The following is an 18,582-nucleotide window of genomic DNA, read 5'->3' as shown; positions in this document are numbered from 1 at the left end:
GAAGGCTCTGCTCAGTCCCACCGGAAGGTCCGGGACACCAGGTATCCGAGCACCGCCGCCCAGAGCGCCAGGGACAGTGCGGCGGCCCACGGCACAACGCCTTCCAGGGTGGAGTTCGCCAGCCCGTTGGCGAGCGCAGCACTCGGCAGTAGCCGTACTACGCCCTGCATGCTCTCGGGGTACTCCTCGACCGGCGTCATGATGGCCCCGCCGACCAACAGCAGCAGGTACAGGAGGTTCGCCGCTGCCAGGGTTGCCTCGGCCCGCAGTACGCCGGCCATCAGCAACCCGAGCGACGCGAAGGCCGCAGTACCGCACAGCACCATCAGTACGACGCCGACGACGGCAGTAGCTCCACCGACCGGCTTCCACCCCAGCGCGAACCCAGCACCGATCAGCACTGTCAGCTGGATCACCTGGATCGCCAGGACCGACCCGATCTTCCCGGCCAGCAGCCCAGTGCGGGACAGGGGAGAGGCGCCCAGCCGCTTGATGACCCCGTACCGCCGCTCGAACCCAGTAGCGATGGCCAGCGACGTGAACGACGTCGACAACACGGCCAGGGCCAGCACCCGCGGTACTGCGAGGTCCACCGCCGGCCCGTCCCCGAGCGGCAACCGGTCACCCAGCCCAGTGCCGCCCAGAAGCAGCAACAACCCCAACGGGATTACCAGAGCAAGCAGCAACTGCTCCCCGTTACGCAGTAGCAGCCGGAACTCCATCACCGCATGCGAGTAGACCTTGCGCGGCCAGGGAGCACTTTGCGGATGAGGTGCATACGTGGTCATCGGGCCTCCCGGTCTGGACTGAGGAGCGGAGCGACGAGGGAAGACCGGGAGTTCAGCCCGATGACCCGCCGAGCCGAAGGCGAGGCCGAAAGCGAGGCCGAAAGCGAGGCCGAAAGCGAGGCCGAAAGCGAGGCCGAAAGCACAGCAATGCTCACTTGGTGCGCTCCCGAGCCGTCAGCGCCAGGTACACATCTTCGAGCGACTTGGCGCCGTGCTCGGTCAGTACGTCGGGGCTGCCGGAGGCGATCACCTTGCCGGCCGACACCACGTGCACCTGGTCGGACAGTTGCTCCGCCTCGTCCATCGCATGCGTGGTCAGCACGACAGTGACCCCGTCGTCGCGCAGGTCCCGGATCAGCTGCCAGATCTCCCGGCGCCCGTGCGGGTCCAGCCCGGTGGTCGGCTCGTCGAGGAAGACGATCTCCGGCCGCCCGACGATCGCCATCGCCAGCGACAGCCGCTGCTTCTGCCCACCGGACAGCCGCCGGTACGGCGTACGCCCACAAGTACCCAGATCGAGTCGCTCGACCAGCGCCGCCAACTCCAGCGGATGACTGTGCAGCGAGGCGACGTACCGGAGCATCTCCATCGCGCGGACTCCCGACCAGGCGCCGCCCTCCTGCAGCATCACGCCGATCCGGGGCATCAGCTCGTCATGGTCGGCGATCGGGTCGAGCCCGAGCACCCGGACCTGACCCGAGTCCGGCCGGCGGAAGCCTTCGCAGGTCTCCACCGTGGTCGTCTTGCCGGCTCCGTTGGGGCCGAGCACGGACGTCACTGTTGCGCCGGTTACGGTGAGACTGAGCCCGTCGACAGCGGCCTTCTCGCCGTACCGGACGACGAGGTTGTCGATCTCCACCGCGACTGGCACAAGTGCAGCGTAGTAAACGCCTTGACGTGACGCTGCTCACGGTCACCCCAAGCGGCAGGCGCGGCGGTGTGAACCGGTTAGGGCAGCCTTATTTGAAGGGCTCCGGCAATTAGGTGACACTGATGTTGTGAAAACTTCCGCGCAGACCAGCACGGCCCCTGAGGGCACCGCTGTCGCGCGGGACGAGTCCACCCGGGACCGGGTGGCCCGCTCGATCCTGACCAACGGGCCGTCCAGCGCCGCGGTGCTGGCCGAGCGACTCGAACTGACCCCGGCGGCGGTCCGCCGGCACCTCGACCACCTGCTCGAAGCGGGCCTGGTCGAGAGCCGCGAGGAGCGCGTCTACGGCCCCCGCGGCCGTGGCCGTCCCGCCAAGGTCTTCGTGCTGACCGACACCGGCCGGCACGACTTCCACCAGGCCTACGACGACCTGGCCGCGACCGCCCTCCGCTTCATCGCGGAGTCCGGTGGCGACGAGGCCGTCGTGGAGTTCGCCCGGCAACGGGTGGCCGACGTGGAGACGCGGTACCGGGAGCTGCTGGCGGCCGCTCCCGAGAGCGACAAGGCGCAGGTACTGGCCAAGGCGCTCACCGCGGACGGTTACGCCGCCTCGACCATGCAAGCCGGTGCCGGCGAGCAACTGTGCCAGCACCACTGCCCGGTCGCGCACGTGGCCGAGCAGTTCCCGCAGCTGTGCGAGGCCGAGACCGAGGTGTTCTCGAGACTCCTCGGCCGGCACGTCCAGCGGCTGGCCACCATCGCCCACGGCGACGGTGTCTGCACGACGCACATTCCCGGTGCCCCGGCACCGGTTTCCCCTGTATCCGACAGCGAATCTGCGAGGACCACTCGATGACGCAAACCGCTCACCCCGAGCTCGAAGGGCTCGGCACGTACAAGTTCGGCTGGTCCGACAGTGACGCTGCCGGATCCATCGCCAAGCGAGGCCTCAGCGCCGATGTGGTGCGCGGCATCTCGACGCTGAAGAACGAGCCGGAGTGGATGCTGGACCTGCGGATGAAGGGCCTGAAGCTCTTCGACCGCAAGCCGATGCCGTCGTGGGGCGCGGACCTGTCCGGGATCGACTTCGACAACATCAAGTACTTCGTCCGCTCGACGGAGAAGCAGGCCACCAGCTGGGACGAGCTGCCCGAGGACATCAAGAACACCTACGACAAGCTCGGCATCCCGGAGGCGGAGAAGCAGCGCCTGGTCGCCGGCGTCGCCGCGCAGTACGAGTCGGAGGTCGTCTACCACCAGATCCGCGAGGACCTGGAGGCGCAGGGCGTCATCTTCATGGACACCGACACCGGCCTGCGCGAGCACCCGGAGCTGTTCCAGGAGTACTTCGGCTCCGTCATCCCGGTCGGCGACAACAAGTTCGCCGCGCTGAACACGGCGGTCTGGTCCGGCGGCTCGTTCATCTACGTGCCCAAGGGCGTCAAGGTGGACATCCCGCTGCAGGCCTACTTCCGGATCAACACCGAGAACATGGGCCAGTTCGAGCGGACCCTGATCATCGTCGACGAGGACGCCTACGTGCACTACGTCGAGGGCTGTACGGCGCCGATCTACAAGTCGGACTCGCTGCACTCGGCCGTGGTCGAGATCATCGTGAAGAAGGGCGCCCGCTGCCGCTACACGACGATCCAGAACTGGTCGAACAACGTCTACAACCTGGTCACCAAGCGCGCCACCTGCGAAGAGGGCGCGACGATGGAGTGGATCGACGGCAACATCGGTTCCAAGGTGACGATGAAGTACCCGGCCGTGTACCTGATGGGCGAGCACGCCAAGGGCGAGACGCTGTCGATCGCGTTCGCCGGCGAGGGCCAGCACCAAGACGCCGGCTCCAAGATGGTGCACAACGCGCCGTACACGTCCAGCTCGATCATCTCCAAGTCGGTCGCCCGCGGCGGTGGCCGGACGTCGTACCGGGGTCTGGTCGAGGTCGCGCCGGGCGCGCACCACAGCAAGTCCACGGTGCGCTGTGACGCGCTGCTGATCGACACGATCAGCCGCTCCGACACCTACCCGTACGTCGACGTCCGCGAGGACGACGTCGCGATGGGCCACGAGGCGACCGTCTCGAAGGTCAGCGACGACCAGCTCTTCTACCTGATGAGCCGGGGGATGGCGGAGGACGAGGCGATGGCGATGATCGTCCGCGGCTTCATCGAGCCGATCGCCCGCGAGCTCCCGATGGAGTACGCGCTGGAACTGAACCGACTGATCGAGCTGCAGATGGAAGGGGCCGTCGGCTGATGTCAGCCACCGAAACCCTGGTTGCGACCGGTAACCAGGCGCACTCCCACGGACCGGGTTCGCCGGTGCCGTTGCAGGCCCGGAGCGAGCGGACCACGTCGTACGACGTGGCCGACTTCCCGGTGCCGAACGGCCGTGAAGAGGAGTGGCGCTTCACCCCGGTCAAGGCACTCAAGGCGCTGTTCGCCGACGAGGCCGGCACCGAGACCCCGAAGATCGACGGGCGCGGCCCCGAGGGCATCGTCCTCGAGGGCATCGCGGCCGACGCCGTCAAGGCGCTCACCCCGCAGGACCGGATCGCGGCCGTCGCCTGGAACCAGGCCGCCGAGACCCAAGCCGTCCGGATCCCGGCCGAGGCCGAGCTGTCCGAGCCGGTGCACGTCAACGTGGCCAGCCTCGGCGGCCGCGGCTTCGGCCACCTGGTGATCGAGGCCGGCCGGCACAGCCGGGCGACCGTGATCATCGACCACACCGGCAGCGGCGAGTACGCCGGCAACGTCGAGATCGTGGTCGGCGACGGCGCGGAGCTGCGGGTCGTGTCGATCCAGCAGGGCGACAACGAGTCGATCCATGTCGGCCAGCACGACGCCGTGATCGGCCGCGACGCGAAGCTCAACCACGTCGCCGTCACGCTCGGCGGCAAGATCGTCCGGCTGTCCACCAACGTCCGGTACGCCGGTCCGGGTGGCGACGCCGAACTGCTCGGCGTGTACTTCGCGGAGACCAACCAGCACCACGAGAACCGGCTGTTCGTCGACCACGAGGCGATCAACTGCAAGTCGAACGTGCTCTACAAGGGCGCGCTCGCCGGTGACGACGCCCGCTCGGTGTGGATCGGCGACGTGCTGATCCGGGCCGCGGCCGAGGGCACCAACACCTTCGAGCTGAACCGGAACCTGGTGCTCACCGACGGCGCCCGCGCCGACTCGGTGCCGAACCTGGAGATCGAGACCGGCGAGATCGAGGGCGCCGGGCACGCCTCGGCGACCGGCCGGTTCGACGACGAGCAGCTGTTCTACCTGCAGGCCCGCGGCATCCCCGAGGACGAGGCCCGGCGACTGGTGGTGTCCGGCTTCTTCAACGACATCATCGGCCGGATCGGCGTGCCCGAGGTGACCGAGCACCTGCACGACGTGATCGAGCAGAAGCTGGCCCGCGCGGCCGAGCTGAGCGCGGCGGCCAAGGCCTGAGCATGAGCGACTCGTTCGAACGCGCGTGCGCGGTGGCCGACGTCCCCGACGAAGGGGTCGTCGCCACCGAGGTCGGCGGGGTGGAGGTGGCCGTCGTGAAGAGCGAGGGCCAGTACTTCGCCGTCCGCGACGAGTGCTCGCACGCGCAGATCCAGCTGTCCGAGGGCGACGTCGGCAACTGCGAGATCGAGTGCTGGCTGCACGGCTCGCGCTTCAGTCTGAAGACCGGCGAGCCGCTCAGCCTGCCGGCCTACGACCCGGTGCCGGTCTACCCGGTGCGTGTCGACGGCGACGATCTGCTGGTCGACGTCAAGAACCCCCTGAACCAGGCTTCCTAGTAAAGACGGAGATAGAAAACCCCATGGCGACACTCGAGATCCGCGACCTGCACGTGTCGGTCGACACCGAGAACGGCCCGAAGGAGATCCTGCGCGGCGTCGACCTGACCATCGCCGGTGGTCAGACGCACGCGATCATGGGCCCGAACGGTTCCGGCAAGTCCACGCTGGCGTACTCGATCGCCGGCCACCCGAAGTACAACGTCACCAGCGGCACCGTGACGCTGGACGGCGAGAACGTGCTGGACATGGCCGTCGACGAGCGCGCCCGGGCCGGCCTGTTCCTGGCCATGCAGTACCCGGTCGAGGTCCCCGGTGTGTCGGTGTCGAACTTCCTGCGCACCGCCAAGACCGCGATCGACGGCGAGGCGCCGAAGCTGCGCACCTGGGTCAAGGACGTCAACAAGGCGCTGGCCGACCTGGACATGGACGCCGACTTCGGCACCCGGAACGTGAACGAGGGCTTCTCCGGTGGTGAGAAGAAGCGGCACGAGATCGTCCAGCTCGAGCTGCTCGACCCGAAGATCGCGATCCTCGACGAGACCGACTCCGGCCTCGACATCGACGCGCTGAAGATCGTCTCCACCGGCGTCAACCGGTTCGCCGAGAAGGGTGACAAGGGCGTTCTGCTGATCACCCACTACACCCGGATCCTGCGCTACATCAAGCCGGACTTCGTGCACGTGTTCGTCGACGGCAAGGTCGCCGAAGAGGGCGGCCCGGAGCTGGCCGACGAGCTCGAGGCCAACGGCTACGAGCGGTTCCTGAAGACAGGCGCCAAGGCATGAGCGACGCCCGGACCTTCAGCAGTCCGCTGGACCTGCAATCGGTCCGGGCGGACTTCCCCATCCTCGCGCGCGAGTTGGCCGGCGGGTACCCGCTGGTCTACCTCGACTCGGCGAACTCCTCGCAGAAGCCGCTCCAGGTGGTCAAGGCGATCGAGGATCACTACCTGATCCACAACGCCAACGTCGCTCGCGCGATGCACCAGCTCGGGGCCGAGGCGACCGCGGCGTACGAAGGCGGCCGGGACAAGGTGGCGGCCTTCATCGGCGCGACCAACCGGGACGAGATCGTCTTCACCAAGAACGCCTCCGAGGCGCTCAACCTGGCCGCGCACACGCTCGGCGCGTCGCTCAAGCCGGGGGACGAGGTGCTCATCACCGAGATGGAGCACCACAGCAACATCGTCCCGTGGCAGCTCGCCTGTGAGCGGACCGGCGCGACGCTGCGCTGGTTCGGCGTCACCGACGAGGGCCGGCTCGACCTCGGCAACATCGAGGAGCTGATCAACGAGCACACCAAGGTCGTCTCGCTGACCTGGGTGTCGAACGCGCTCGGCACGATCAACCCGATCTCCGACATCGCCGCCAAGGCCCACGCGGTCGGCGCGACCGTGGTGGTCGACGCTTCGCAGGCCGTGCCGCAGTTCCCGGTCGACGTGTCCACGCTCGGTGCCGATCTGCTCGCCTTCACCGGTCACAAGGCCGTTGGGCCGACCGGGATCGGCGTGCTCTGGGGCCGGTACGACCTGCTTGCCGAGCTGCCGCCGTTCCTCGGTGGTGGCGAGATGATCGAGGTCGTCCGGATGACCGGCTCGACCTACGCCCCGCCGCCGGCGCGTTTCGAGGCCGGTACGCCGCCGATCGCGCAGGCCGTCGGACTCGGCGCGGCACTCGACTACCTGGCCGGTGTCGGGATGGAGAAGGTCGCGGCGCACGAGCAGGCCATCACGGCGTACGCGCTGGAGGGGCTGCAGACCGTGCCGGGGCTGAAGATCCTCGGGCCGACCGACATCGCCGACCGCGGTGGCGCGATCAGCTTCGAGCTCGACGGCGTGCACCCGCACGATGTGTCGACCGTGCTGGACACTCGCGGCATCGCCGTCCGGGCCGGGCACCACTGCGCGCGTCCGGTGCACGAGCGGTTCGGAATGCAGTCGTCGACCAGAGCGTCTTTCTACCTGTACACGACTCCCGCCGAGATCGACGCGCTCGTCGACGGCCTCGGCTTCGTCCGGTCATTCTTCAAGGTGGACTGATATGCAGCTCGACAGCCTGTACCAAGAGATCATCCTGGATCACTACCGCAGCCCGCACCACGCGGGGCTGTCGGACCCGTACGACGTGGAGGTGCACCACGTGAACCCGTCCTGCGGGGACGAGGTCACGCTGCGCGTCGAGCTCGACGGAGACACCGTGACCGGTGTGACGCACCAGAGCGTCGGCTGCTCGATCAGCCAGGCGGCCACGTCGGTGATGAGCGACCTGGTGATCGGCAAGCCGGTCGCCGAGGGCATGGCGACGTACGAGAAGTTCCTGGAACTGATGCAGGGCCGGGGGAATGTCGAACCGGACGAAGAGGTTCTGGAAGACGGCGTCGCCTTCGCGGGTGTCGCGCAGTTCCCGGCAAGGGTGAAATGCGCACTGCTGGGCTGGTCGGCCTGGCGCGACGCCACCGCCCAGGCGCTGGCGAAGTCCGAGGCGAAGAAAGAAGGAGCAAACAATGTCTGACCAGACCGACGAGAAGATCGAGCTGCCCGAGGTCGACCTCGAGGCGGCCGCGCAACCGGCTGGTACGTCTCCGGTCGCCGTCGAGGACGTCACCGAGGCGCTCAAGGACGTCGTCGACCCCGAGCTCGGGATCAACGTCGTCGACCTCGGCCTGATCTACGGCGTGACCGTGGACGACAGCAACACCGCGATCATCGACATGACGCTGACGTCCGCGGCCTGCCCGCTGACCGACGTGATCGAGGACCAGACCCGGATGTCGCTGGACGGCCTGGTCAACGACTTCCGGATCAACTGGGTCTGGATGCCGCCGTGGGGCCCCGAGAAGATCACCGACGACGGCCGCGACCAGCTGCGCGCGCTCGGCTTCAACGTCTGAGCAACATCTCCAGTCTGTGAGAGCCCGGGTCAGGTGGCCCGGGCTTTCGCATGCCCGCCGCTATTCGAAGTACAGATCCAGCGGGGTCTCGAGGTCAGGCACGTGGGTGGCAACGGCCTTGATGACCGCTTTGCCGGCGGAGACGCGCTCCACCAGGATCGGAAGCGATCTGGTCGCGAGACCGGGGAACGCCGCCCGGGCCGGAACCTTGGCCACTGCCGGGTTGTCCGTGGTCAGATCGAGCATCAGGCCGGCGTGCGGTGCCGGAGCAGGCAGGGTGAGGATCAGGATGGCTTTGTCCGTCCCGCTCGGTACGCGCCGGCTGGGACCGCCCTTGAAGGACAGCTTCGCCGCGAGAGTCTTGATCTGCAGGTCCTCCCGGATCCGGGCGATGGGGACCGCGTAGCCCCTGGTGAAGTCCGCGGTCGCAGCCACCAGAAGCCCGACCACCTGGTTCTGGATGCTGACCACGACCGACCCCGAATCGCCGTTCTCGCCGAACGTCCCCTCGGTCGCGGTGATCTCGAGCAGACCCTTGAGTTCGTACTTCCGGTCGCCGTCGACGAAGGTCAGGGTCTGGTGGCTGGCAGTCACCCTGCCGTGCGTGATGCCGGTCTCCGATCCGCGCTTGCTGACCGGGTAGTGCCCGACCTCGTCGTCGGTGATGTCGTGCTCGCCCAGGACGGCTCCCAGCCCGATGATCTGGGGCAGGAACTTGTCGTCGTAGTGGAGCAGGTCGGAGATCGCGAAGTCTCCATGCTCGTTCTCCTTGCCGCTGACGGCGAGCTGGACCCAGCCGATCCGGTCGTTGTCGATGTCGTACGGCTGGCCGACCCCCGTCCCGACCGGACCGACGACGTGTTCGGCGGACAGCGCGTAGGTGCCGCCGTGCTTCAGCGACGCGTTGCTCCCGTCCGGCCCGCCGTCGGGCCCGGTGTACGTCACCGCGCAGCCGATGCTTCCGTAGATGATGTCTATCCCGGAGACCCGTTCCGTGTAGCAGCCACCCTGCAGCGGGCGGATCTTCTCTTTGTCGTAGTACGCGTCTACCTCGTCAATCTGCTCGATCTCCTGTGCGGTCATGTCCGGGGGCTCCGTTCGGCTCGACGATGTGACGCAATGTATTCGAGCGTAACGCTTGGTAGTCGCAATCACACCGGCAGCTTTGGGCACGGGAGATGGGCTAGCGTCGGCGGGTGACTCGAATCGTGGCGGTGGGGCCTGAGCGGCTGGAGCGGTGGTTGGTGGGCTTCGGCGAGCGGCATGGGGTGATGTCGTACGACGTGACGGCTGAGCGGTTGGGTGTTGTCGCGGAGGACGGGGCTCGGGCGGAGATCGTCGTGCCGTTCGGGCCGTTGGAGGAGCTGAGCGCGGAGGGGCTGGTCGCGCATGTGCTCGAGGACCGGCGGCTGGGGGTCTTGCTGGTACGCCGAGGAGGCTACGGCGCGGGTGTCTTCGACGGAGGCAAGTTGATCGACTCGAAGGTCGGGTCCCGGCACGTGCAGGGGACCACCAAGGCCGGTGGGTGGTCGCAGCAGCGGTTTGCGCGGCGGCGGGACAACCAGGCCCGGGAGGCGTTCAACGCGGCGACCGAGGTGGCGGTACGGATCCTGGCGCCGGCCAAGCTCGACGTACTGGTCTGTGGGGGAGACCGCAAGGCGATCGACACCGTGCTGGAGGATCCGCGGCTGAAGGCGCTGCGGCCGCTGGTCCGGCCACCCTTTCTCGGGGTGGCCGATCCGAAGCAGAAGGTGCTGGAACAGGCGGGGGTGGACGCCCGCGCGATCCGGATCGAGCTCACCGACCCGCCTGCCGCCGATTGACCCGGCCCCGGCCGACGGGGCCGGTGCTCCGGTCCGGGCCGACGAGGGTCAGGCGGGGCCGTAGAGGGCGCGGAAGTCGTCGAGGGTGCCGCGGTAGTACTGCAGGTCGTCGACCAGCTTGCCGCGGGTGAGCATCTGCGGGTTCTTCGCGCGGGTCCGGGTGCCCAGGTCGGACCACACGCCCGCCTCGGGCACGTCCTCGGCGCCCTCCGGCAGGAACTTCAGCGCCTCGCCGACCGCATCCGCGGCGAACTCCCAGTTCAGCTCGACGCTGTACCGGTCCTGGTCCGGCTGACCGGTGTACGCCAGGTCCGCGGTCAGCGCCCGGCGCGCGTAGGCCTCCGCGACCAGCACCCATTGCGCCGCGTCGACGAGCTGCGAGACCCCGAGGCCGTAGCGCGAGCCGACCGTCCTGGCCGCCTGCTCGGTCACGTACGGCACCACGATCTCGCCCACCGTCGTGGTCAGCGTCCAGGCGTCCTCGCCCTCGACGGAGTTCACGCCCGGCTCGATCGGGGCCGGCGCGACGGCCGGTAGCGACTCGTCGACCACCGTCGACAAGCTCACGTAGACCTGCGCCTCGGCCAGTGTCCTTGCGGTCAGCATCGGTTAGTTCGCTCCTGTTTCCCGTACGAGTTCGGAATACGTGTCCTGGACCACCAGCAGGCGGTCCAGCCGGAACCTACCCGGTTCGGCGTCGAATACCCGGCGGCCTTCCGGCGTCCAGAACGCATCCGCCGGTACGCCGTCCAGCCCGGCCGGCACGAATTTGATCACCTCACCGACCGCCGCCCGCGCGATCGACAGCGCGACCCGTGCCTCGCCCGGCTCCACCGGCACGTTGCCCGCAGCCTGATCGGCCACCGCCATCCACTGACCGGCGTCGAGCAGCTCCGAAGGCTCCGTACCCCCGAAGGCCGGCCAGGAATCCGGCGCCGTCTCCCGGGCCGGCAGCCCGAAGAGGTACTCGCGCTCCGCGTCGCAACCAGGACAGACCGCGGCATAACTGATGACCAGCTCGCCGTCGACCTCGATCAGCGCATGCTGCCAGGGTGCCTCGACCGAACCGCAGTCCGGGCAGGGCTGCAGCTCGAGGTAGAGAAACGCCTCGTCCCTCGTGCGTGCGACCGCGAACGCCATCGGTCTCCCTCTCGTCGTCGTCGGACCATCATGCCCGCTGTCCGGCCGCGGCCCGGTCAGGAACCAGCCAATGACGGCCCGTGCCCGCTGATCGTCCTGGCCGAGGTGGCGCCGCCGATCTGCTGCCGCTCACCCTGCCCGGATGCCGCGGGCAACTGCCGGACCGTCGCGGAGTGGTCGAGCCCCTTCAGCATCGCGAGCGGCACGCCCTTGTCCACCAGCTCCGAGGCGACCTTGGCGTTGAACGACTCCGACCGCGGCGTCGCGTTGTACAGCTCGCGCAGCGGCACCCGTCCCTCACACATCAGCGCCACCCGCGGATGCAACTGCGCGAACGCCTCCGCATAACCGCTGTTGTCGCCGATCTCCGTCATCGTGCCGTCCGCGAACGCCTGGTAGTTCCGCTCGCCGCCGGCTTCCTCGATGGTCAGATTCACCGTCCGCTTCTCGTTCACCGCCTTGCTCAACGCGGCCACCATCGGCTGGTACGGCTGGTGAACTCTGTTGCCAGCGGCATCGACCCGGTACTCCGACGCGCGCAGCTCGGGCTTGCCGAGCCGAGGCGACGCGGCCTCCAGCGGGGGAGCAGCCTGCCGGCCCGACTCGAGTTGCCGCAGCCCGTCGAGGTACTCGTGCTGCAGCATCTTGAGGTAGTACACGGCTTTGGAGGTCTCGGGCAGGTGCTTGGAGTGTTTGACCTTCGGTGCGCTCTTGCCCGTGTCGGCCACCTCGTGAACCGTGACGCTGTAGACCATCGGCGCCTCGACTGTGCCGAGTGTGCCTTCCTGGAAACGGCTCGTCTCCAATCGCGTCCCCTGCGAGTCGGACGACGTCTCCTTGAGCTGCTCACTGACCGAGCCGCCGACGTTGACCGGTCCGCCGCTCGCACCGCCACTCGCCGTCCCCGGCGTCAGCTTGTTGCCGGTCGTCGTGATCCCGTTGCTCTCCATGTCGCGCCATACCTGGCCGGCCTGACCGCCTGGAATCGGATCGTCCTGGATCGTCCAGCCCACCGGCCTGGCCTTGACCACGACGACGAACTTGGTACCCGAGTTGCCTCGTCCGGCGATCGCGGTCAGCTCGAGGCCTTCCTCGCTGGTCAGCCGCTTGAGCGCGGCCCGCAGGGAGGTCGGTGAGAGCTGGGTCGCCAGCGCCACGTCGTGCTCCCGCATCGCCGCCTCGCCCAGATCCTTGTGGGCGACCAGGTAACCGCGGATCTGCGCGTGGAGCTGGTCGGTCTCCGGCTCGCCCAGTCCGTGCGGGACCATCGCCTCCGCAGTGGCGCCTTCCGGCACCTGGAACGACCGGTGATCGGGCTGCGAGGCCTGCTGGGCAGGAGCGTCGGGAGTGGCCTCCTTGAGCAGCTCCCGCGGCACCATCAGCGTCATCCGGGCACCGACCCGGACCGGCGTCGCGTGGGTCGTCTGCTCGGCCGGCAGCGTCTTGTTGAGCCGCCAGCGCACCCCGGCCATCGTGGCAGCACCCGCGCTGCGGACCCGGGACACCTGGATGTCGAAGACCGCATCCCGGTAAGTCTCGGCCTGCTTGAAGTGACCCGTCCGGTCGATGTGCGTCTTCTGGGTACCGCGTTTGGCTGCGACGGTCCGGTCGCGCTCGGTCCCGGCCCCACCGGACAGGGAGGTGTCGGCGGAGCCCTTCACCTCCGCTCCGGCCGAGTACGTCGTGGAGTGTGAGACGGACTGATCCTGCCCGAGGTAGTCGTAGTTCTGCTTGAGTCCGATCGCGTCCACCTCGGGCACATCCGGCGTCCCGTCGACCATCGGCGGGCCGGCGTACTGCGCCTTGACCTGGACGACGACGAGGTCGGGCTGAGGTTGTCCCGGCACCGGTACTTCCACCTCGGTCACGAAGCCGCGGACGCCGTACATGTCGCCCAGATGCCCCTGCCAACCGTCCGTCCCGAGGTCGATGGCCAGCGCCGCGCGCAGCATCGGGTTGGTCGCCATCAGCCCGGGCGCGAGTTCTTCCACCTGACGCAGCGCCGGGGTGAGCAGGTCGACGTGCCCGCCGGGCTGGCCGATCGGGCTGATGTCCTCGATCTGCGCCGACGCCAGGCCGATGTCGTACTGCGGTGGCAAGCTCATCGCGCGAGGCTGCTCAGCCTCTTGCTCGACCTCGACCAGCACCTCGTCGATGCGCTGGTCAGGGGGTGCGGCGGGCGTCGACTGGACGTCTCTGGTTTGACCAAGGAGCCGCGCGGCCAGCCGTTCGTCGGTGTGCTCGGCCGCGAGACCGGTCGTCACACCGGCCTTCTCCTGCTTGTAGCGACGGACGAAGGCCCCGGCGTCGCGAGGACTGATCTTGAGCTGCCCCGCCAGGTACCGCTCGGCCGCGTCGGTGACGACCTCGAGCGGCAGGTCGAGTTCGCGACGGCCGTACAGCCTCAGCGCCCGCCGCTCCGGCATCGTCGTCTGCACCTTGGCGTCCTGCAGCGGCACGGACTGGACGACGTTGCCATCGGCATCGACCACGTCCGCGACCAGCTTGTACCGGTCGACGAACTGGTGATGTGTGCCGACGTTGATCAGCAGGCCTTCTTCGCCCATCGTCTGGCTGTTGCTCGTCGACTGTGAGGTACCACCGGTACGTCCCGCGCTGAGGCTGCCCGCGAACGAGGAGCCATCGGCCTGGACCGGACCACCGCCGCCGTCGAGCCCGACCCCACCCGACGACGACCGGCCCGAGGTGAAGCCGGTGTCCTTCATGGTGAGGTTGATGTCGCCGGAGTTCTGCTGCGTGACGGCGACGAACGCGCGATCGGTCGCCTCACCCCGGACCACCACGCTGTAGCCACGTGGCAGCATCGTGCCCTGCCGGACCGCGTCGACCGGGTTGCCGGCCGGCGGGACGATCGTCAGCGGGAGCCGGTACTCCCCGTTCATCCACTCCTTGTGCGCGACCAGGCTGTCGGGCCCGAGCATCGCGTGCAGTTCCTGGTACGTGTTGGAGCCCAGCTCGATCGCGTCGACGGCCGAGGTGATCCGATCGACCGGATTGCCCGCGTCGACGTGGACCGGCATCGACTGCTTGACCGCGGCCATACTCGGCGCCTTGGGCTGCGCAGAGCGGACCGGTTCCTCTGCACGCGACAACGCACTGTCGACGAGGATCCGGGCGCTGCCGGGCGCAGTGGCCAGGGGAGCGGTGTCGCCCTTCGGGGTGACCTCCGTGACGACGATCTGGTGTCCGACGCGCAGGATGTCGACCGGGGCGGTGGTCTCGGTCAGCGACACCCGGTTGACCCGCCGGCCCGCGGACCAGCTGAAGCTCCGGCCGACCGCGCTCCGGCTGAGCTTCACACCCAGTCGCCCGGCCCACCCGCGCACACCTTCGGCCGGGCCGTTGCTGACACCGGCGCCGGCCGACACAGGCATGCCCTTCGACCGGCCTCCGGAGCGGCTGTTGGCGTCGGAGGCGATGCCGAGCCGTACGACGTTGTCCGTCGTACTCGTGCCCTCGCCGGTGACGTCGTTGAAGTCCTGCCGGACTGCGACCCGGAACGTCCGGTATCGCGGCGCATGCCCGGTTCGCTGATCGATCAGGACCATCGGGATGCCGCTCTGCGAAGCCTGGTTGTAGCCGGCTTCGAGCCGGTCGGACCCGATGGTCTGGATCACCCGGTCGTAGTTGATCAGCTGTCCGCTGCGCAGTCGCCGGTCCTCGGGCAGGTCGGCGAAGACCGGCTGGAGGTTGTCGTCGAGCGGCGGGACCAGCCCGTCGCGGCTGAGGTTGCGCAGGGTCTGTTCCAGCGCGTCGCGATCGCCGGTGAAGTTCTGGACGAGCGCCTGGCCCGCGCCACGCATCTGCTCGGCGCCGGGGCCGATCACGGGTGGCAGCGTCTGCTTTCCGGTCGGCGGCTCGGGGTCGCCGCGGAGCAGGGCCCGCTTGTGCTGGTCGAGGCGGACGGTGTCGTCGGGGTTGCGGAGTACGGCGAACTTGTCGACCTTCGCGCCGGCGCGCAGCAGGTCGTTCTCGGGGACCCGGAGCCTGGCGTCGACGAAGTCGTTGATGACGACCGGGTCCGCCTTGGGCTTGGTGAGGTCGCGCAAGGTCGCCCGGACCCGGAAGCCGACCACCACGCCCTGCGTCGGGCCGTGGTTGCGGTGAACCACCGGAGTGATCGAGGTCGCGCTGACGCTCAGCCCGCCCTGCCGCGAGACGTTGCGACCGGCCGAGACACTCGGACCGAGATCGGCCGTCGTCGAGCCGATGTCCTTGAAGGTGCCGCCGACACCGACGGACACCGACGCGGAGGTGTTGGAGTTCTGACTCGCGCTGACGCCGTTGAAGTCGACGCCGACCTTCTCCTGCCACAGGTCGTAGCTGGCCTCGCCGCTGAGTCTCGCCGTACTCCAGATCGGCTCGACTTCGAGCTGTACGTGGTAGACCGCCTCGCCCGCGCTGACGATCTGCCGGCCGTACCCTCCTGGCCGGCTCGTCTGGCGCAGCAGCCGGGAGATGTCCTGGGTGAGCAGGCCGTCGATCTGGCCGTAGGCGACCCGGTCGATCTTGCCGAAACGCTCGCGGCCGCCCGCGACGAGCCGGTCGCGGATGGAGGACATGCCGTCGATGTTGGTGACCGTATGCCGGGGGAAGGCTCCGGTGACCTCGTTCGCCCGGCCGAGCTGGGCGAGCGAGACCGTCTCGGTCGCAGGCTTCACCGTGTACGCCGCTGACACCCACGTCAGTTGCGGGCCGGCGTCGAAGGCGGCAGGTGCCGACCAGGGCTCGGTCGCGGACGCACGAACCTCGATCTCCCACTGACCGGTCCAGCCGACCTGCAGCGACTCGCCGCGGTCGTCGTCGACCGAGCCTTCCTTCTCGTGCGAGCTGGACCCGCTCGACTCACTCAGCCCCTGCCCGGAGGACACATCCACCCGGGGAGCGGCGAACTGGGACAGCGTGTGGACCGTGCTCCCGGGCGGCGCCATCGCCATGAACGGCTGCGCGCTCACCCCGAAGCTGACGCCGGTCGAGTGGGCTGCCGTCGTTGAGACGCCCTGGCCGCCGTCGCCGATCGTGCCCGACATCTGCTCGGCCAGGTCGTAGTCCCGGTCGAGGTTCTCGCGCACGTCCTGCGCCTTCAGCCGGAACCGGACCTGCGCCAGCTCGTTCACGTCGGAGTTGGGATTCCCGCCGACGGTGAACTCGATCCCCTCGGCCGTCACCAGCCGCCGGTACGCCGCCGGAGGCACCGGCAGCGGGCCACTGCCCTCACCGAGCCGCGCGGAGATGCCGTGCGCGGCCAGTACCTGGTTGATCTCGCCTACTGGGACCGCTGGCAGTTCACCGGCCGGTACGCCGGTGTGCAGGACGGCCTTGACGGGCAGGGCTGAATCCGACGCGACCTGGTACGCACTGGTCTTCTCTGCCGCGGTCTGCGCCAGCGTGACGAGTGCTGCCTGCGGACGGTTCGGGTCGGCGAGCACTGCGTCGAGTTCGGCCAGCAGGTCGCGTTGACTGGTCAGTGCCTGCTCAGCCGTCGCTACCGCTTGGTTGTAGCCTGCGGCGATTTCCGTGTGCCGGTTGGCCTTCCGGGCAGCACCGGCTGCCTCGACGTCCAGGACCCGCGCCCGCTCAGTCGCACCCTTGTCCTGAAGCTTGCCCTCGGCAACAGCTTTGCCGGACAGCTCTTTGGCCTCCTCGGCGGCTGCGGCCGAGCTGGCCGTCTTGGCGCCGGCAAGCTTCTGGAGTTCTTGGACCTCCGACTCCAGGCCAGTGACCGCGTCAGCAACCTTCAGCCGCAAGGCAGCCGGGGTGTACGGCGCCAGCTCGGCTGCCTCAGCCCGTACCGCGAGCGCGGCCGCCGTCCCTGCCGCCGCTGCTCCGCGGACGTGGATCGCGTCGGCAGCCCAGGGGAGTGTGGGTGCGACGCCGCCCTTCTGACGGATCGAGGTCGCGAGAGCGTCGAGATCCCGTTCCAGCACGGCCGTGCGCTGTGGGTCCTGCTGGTTCCTCGCCTGCTGCCAAGAACTGTTGAGGAACTGGTACGACGCGTAGTCGGCGTTCAGCGTGCGATCGCGTTTGTCGCGCCCGAAGGCCGAGCGCAGCTTGCCCAGCACGCCGGCCGGTCGTTGCGAGTTGGCAGGGTTGAGCTCATGCGTCAGCTGGTTGAGCTGGTGGACCCAGACCTGGGCCAGCTGGTCGTCGGCGAGGCGCGGCGAGATCCGTAGGACGTGGGGATCGTTCGCGGTGCCCGAGCGAAGTCGGCCCTCGGCGACGAGACCGCGGGAAGTGGGGAGGATCTCGACCCGGACGTGTTGCGGTGCGTCGCTCGTCGCCGTCTGGAGTACCGCAAGTTGCGCCTGGGGGTCGATGGCCGGCCTGCTGGTGATGAAGCCACCGAGTTCGGCGCGGCCGAGTTGTCGGAGGGCCGCGAGAGCTGTTCGCTCGTCGAGGTCCGGGTCGAGGGCTGGGCGGCCACCGATTCCGGTGACCAGTCCGGAGCCACGGACCTCGGGCGTTGCCGTTCGGGCGTTTGCGGGCCGCTGGTGCCTCGCGCCGGGCTGGGATCGATGCTGTCCGGTTTGCGGCTGGGGTGGGGCGATTGCGAGCGTCGTACCGGTAGGTGGTGGCTGGGTGCGTGCTTGATGGTTCAGGAGGTGGGTGTCGCGGCGGATCTGTTGTGCTGCTGCGACGAGTTCTGTCGGCATGGCCGGCTGGGATCGGCCGGGGAGCGCGGCTAGGCGGGCTGCGGCGGTTTCGGAGTACGGGGCGGCGCTCTCGAGGACGATCCGGAGCATCGCGCCGGCCTCGTCGCGCCTTGCCTGCTGGAGGCCGGGGACGTGCAGGAGGCGGTCGAGGGCGGCGATCGCGCCGTCGGCCGGGTCGAGCTCGCGATTGCGGGCGACCTCCGCGCCGACCAGGGCGACCGACTCGGCCAGCAGGCGCTCGTCGCTCGCTCGGTCAGCCGCGCGCCGGTTGAGCCGCTTGTCCAGATCGTCGACGACCCCGGCCGGGAGGGTCTCGGCGGCATCGAGCCGGAAGCTGCCGTCGCGCAGCCGGACGCCGGAGGGCGCGATCACGCCGAACGCGATGCCGAGAGCCTCGCGGGCGCGGGCAGCGGCCAGGTCTCCCCGTGCCGGATCGCCCTGTGCCGCGATGGTCATCCAGTCGGCTCCTTCGTCGTCGGTGACGTGAGTGTGACCGCAAAGTAACCTCCTGGGTTCCCCCGGGCAACCGGCAAAAGATTTCAATCCGGCTACCGATCGATGGTGCTGAGTTCCGGCCGTTGCCGTGTCAGGCTGGGCGGCG

General features: G+C 68.9%; 15 protein-coding genes. 9 read left to right on the top strand and 6 right to left on the bottom strand.

Annotation, left to right across the window (positions count from 1 at the left end; translation table 11 throughout):
- Positions 1-11 precede the first annotated feature (11 nt).
- On the bottom strand, positions 12-788 hold the full coding sequence (locus ABD116_RS20555) for an ABC transporter permease (protein ID WP_343972365.1): 777 nt from the start codon (positions 786-788) through the stop codon (positions 12-14).
- A gap of 151 nt (positions 789-939) precedes the next feature.
- The gene (locus tag ABD116_RS20550; RefSeq protein ID WP_343972362.1) at positions 940-1,659 is read right to left on the bottom strand and encodes an ABC transporter ATP-binding protein; all 720 of its coding nucleotides are present in this window, start codon (positions 1,657-1,659) and stop codon (positions 940-942) included.
- Between the two features lie 127 nt (positions 1,660-1,786).
- Between ABD116_RS20550 and ABD116_RS20545 the strand changes: the two genes are divergently transcribed.
- The 8 genes from ABD116_RS20545 to ABD116_RS20510 are packed head-to-tail and all read left to right on the top strand — an operon-like array spanning position 1,787 to position 8,344.
- Positions 1,787-2,515: a helix-turn-helix transcriptional regulator gene (locus ABD116_RS20545; protein ID WP_344836389.1), complete on the top strand. Its 729-nt coding sequence runs from the start codon at positions 1,787-1,789 to the stop codon at positions 2,513-2,515.
- Positions 2,512-3,924, top strand: coding sequence for a Fe-S cluster assembly protein SufB (gene sufB, locus ABD116_RS20540; protein ID WP_343972359.1), 1,413 nt, complete (start codon positions 2,512-2,514; stop codon positions 3,922-3,924). Before ABD116_RS20545 ends, sufB begins: the two co-directional genes overlap by 4 nt.
- Positions 3,924-5,114: a Fe-S cluster assembly protein SufD gene (sufD, locus tag ABD116_RS20535; protein WP_343972356.1), complete on the top strand. Its 1,191-nt coding sequence runs from the start codon at positions 3,924-3,926 to the stop codon at positions 5,112-5,114. The genes sufB and sufD overlap by 1 nt, the downstream gene beginning before the upstream one ends.
- Before the next feature lie 2 nt (positions 5,115-5,116).
- Positions 5,117-5,452, top strand: coding sequence for a non-heme iron oxygenase ferredoxin subunit (locus ABD116_RS20530; protein WP_328324176.1), 336 nt, complete (start codon positions 5,117-5,119; stop codon positions 5,450-5,452).
- A 23-nt stretch (positions 5,453-5,475) separates the two neighbouring features.
- Positions 5,476-6,240 (top strand): Fe-S cluster assembly ATPase SufC, encoded by a 765-nt coding sequence (gene sufC, locus ABD116_RS20525; protein ID WP_343972353.1) that lies wholly within the window; start codon positions 5,476-5,478, stop codon positions 6,238-6,240.
- Complete coding sequence (locus tag ABD116_RS20520) at positions 6,237-7,493, top strand: cysteine desulfurase (protein WP_343972351.1); 1,257 nt, start codon at positions 6,237-6,239, stop codon at positions 7,491-7,493. Before sufC ends, ABD116_RS20520 begins: the two co-directional genes overlap by 4 nt.
- A 1-nt stretch (position 7,494) precedes the next feature.
- A complete protein-coding gene (gene sufU / locus ABD116_RS20515) occupies positions 7,495-7,965 on the top strand; it encodes a Fe-S cluster assembly sulfur transfer protein SufU (RefSeq protein WP_343972348.1) in 471 nt (156 codons plus the stop codon).
- A 22-nt stretch (positions 7,966-7,987) separates the two neighbouring features.
- Complete coding sequence (locus tag ABD116_RS20510) at positions 7,988-8,344, top strand: metal-sulfur cluster assembly factor (protein ID WP_425552112.1); 357 nt, start codon at positions 7,988-7,990, stop codon at positions 8,342-8,344.
- Positions 8,345-8,404: 60 nt separating this feature from the next.
- Here the strand turns inward: ABD116_RS20510 and ABD116_RS20505 are convergent, their stop codons facing one another.
- A complete protein-coding gene (locus ABD116_RS20505; protein ID WP_343972343.1) occupies positions 8,405-9,427 on the bottom strand; it encodes a chymotrypsin family serine protease in 1,023 nt (340 codons plus the stop codon).
- 113 nt (positions 9,428-9,540) lie between these two features.
- On the opposite strand from ABD116_RS20505, the gene ABD116_RS20500 reads away from it, so the two are divergent.
- On the top strand, positions 9,541-10,167 hold the full coding sequence (locus ABD116_RS20500; protein WP_343972341.1) for an acVLRF1 family peptidyl-tRNA hydrolase: 627 nt from the start codon (positions 9,541-9,543) through the stop codon (positions 10,165-10,167).
- A 48-nt stretch (positions 10,168-10,215) separates the two neighbouring features.
- Here the strand turns inward: ABD116_RS20500 and ABD116_RS20495 are convergent, their stop codons facing one another.
- From ABD116_RS20495 to ABD116_RS20485, 3 genes are read right to left on the bottom strand one after another with little or no spacing between them, the layout of a single operon-like run.
- Complete coding sequence (locus ABD116_RS20495) at positions 10,216-10,773, bottom strand: hypothetical protein (protein ID WP_343972339.1); 558 nt, start codon at positions 10,771-10,773, stop codon at positions 10,216-10,218.
- Between the two features lie 3 nt (positions 10,774-10,776).
- Entirely contained in the window at positions 10,777-11,307 is a 531-nt protein-coding gene (locus ABD116_RS20490; RefSeq protein ID WP_343972337.1) for a hypothetical protein, read from the bottom strand.
- 56 nt (positions 11,308-11,363) lie between these two features.
- Positions 11,364-18,437: a hypothetical protein gene (locus ABD116_RS20485; protein WP_343972335.1), complete on the bottom strand. Its 7,074-nt coding sequence runs from the start codon at positions 18,435-18,437 to the stop codon at positions 11,364-11,366.
- Positions 18,438-18,582: the final 145 nt, after the last annotated feature.

Origin of the sequence: Kribbella koreensis, from assembly GCF_039525325.1 — a bacterium.
GTDB lineage: Bacteria > Actinomycetota > Actinomycetes > Propionibacteriales > Kribbellaceae > Kribbella > Kribbella koreensis.
This window is presented reverse-complemented; position numbering and strand designations above follow the sequence as displayed.

Bases quoted from the DNA above. Each gene is read 5' to 3' on its own strand.
- ABD116_RS20520 (WP_343972351.1), top strand. From the start codon at position 6,237: ATGAGCGACGCCCGGACCTTCAGCAGTCCGCTGGACCTGCAATCGGTC.
- ABD116_RS20485 (WP_343972335.1), bottom strand. From the start codon at position 18,437: ATGACCATCGCGGCACAGGGCGATCCGGCACGGGGAGACCTGGCCGCT.
- ABD116_RS20490 (WP_343972337.1), bottom strand. From the start codon at position 11,307: ATGGCGTTCGCGGTCGCACGCACGAGGGACGAGGCGTTTCTCTACCTC.
- sufC (WP_343972353.1), top strand. From the start codon at position 5,476: ATGGCGACACTCGAGATCCGCGACCTGCACGTGTCGGTCGACACCGAG.
- ABD116_RS20555 (WP_343972365.1), bottom strand. From the start codon at position 788: ATGACCACGTATGCACCTCATCCGCAAAGTGCTCCCTGGCCGCGCAAG.
- ABD116_RS20530 (WP_328324176.1), top strand. From the start codon at position 5,117: ATGAGCGACTCGTTCGAACGCGCGTGCGCGGTGGCCGACGTCCCCGAC.
- sufB (WP_343972359.1), top strand. From the start codon at position 2,512: ATGACGCAAACCGCTCACCCCGAGCTCGAAGGGCTCGGCACGTACAAG.
- sufD (WP_343972356.1), top strand. From the start codon at position 3,924: ATGTCAGCCACCGAAACCCTGGTTGCGACCGGTAACCAGGCGCACTCC.
- sufU (WP_343972348.1), top strand. From the start codon at position 7,495: ATGCAGCTCGACAGCCTGTACCAAGAGATCATCCTGGATCACTACCGC.
- ABD116_RS20505 (WP_343972343.1), bottom strand. From the start codon at position 9,427: ATGACCGCACAGGAGATCGAGCAGATTGACGAGGTAGACGCGTACTAC.
- ABD116_RS20495 (WP_343972339.1), bottom strand. From the start codon at position 10,773: ATGCTGACCGCAAGGACACTGGCCGAGGCGCAGGTCTACGTGAGCTTG.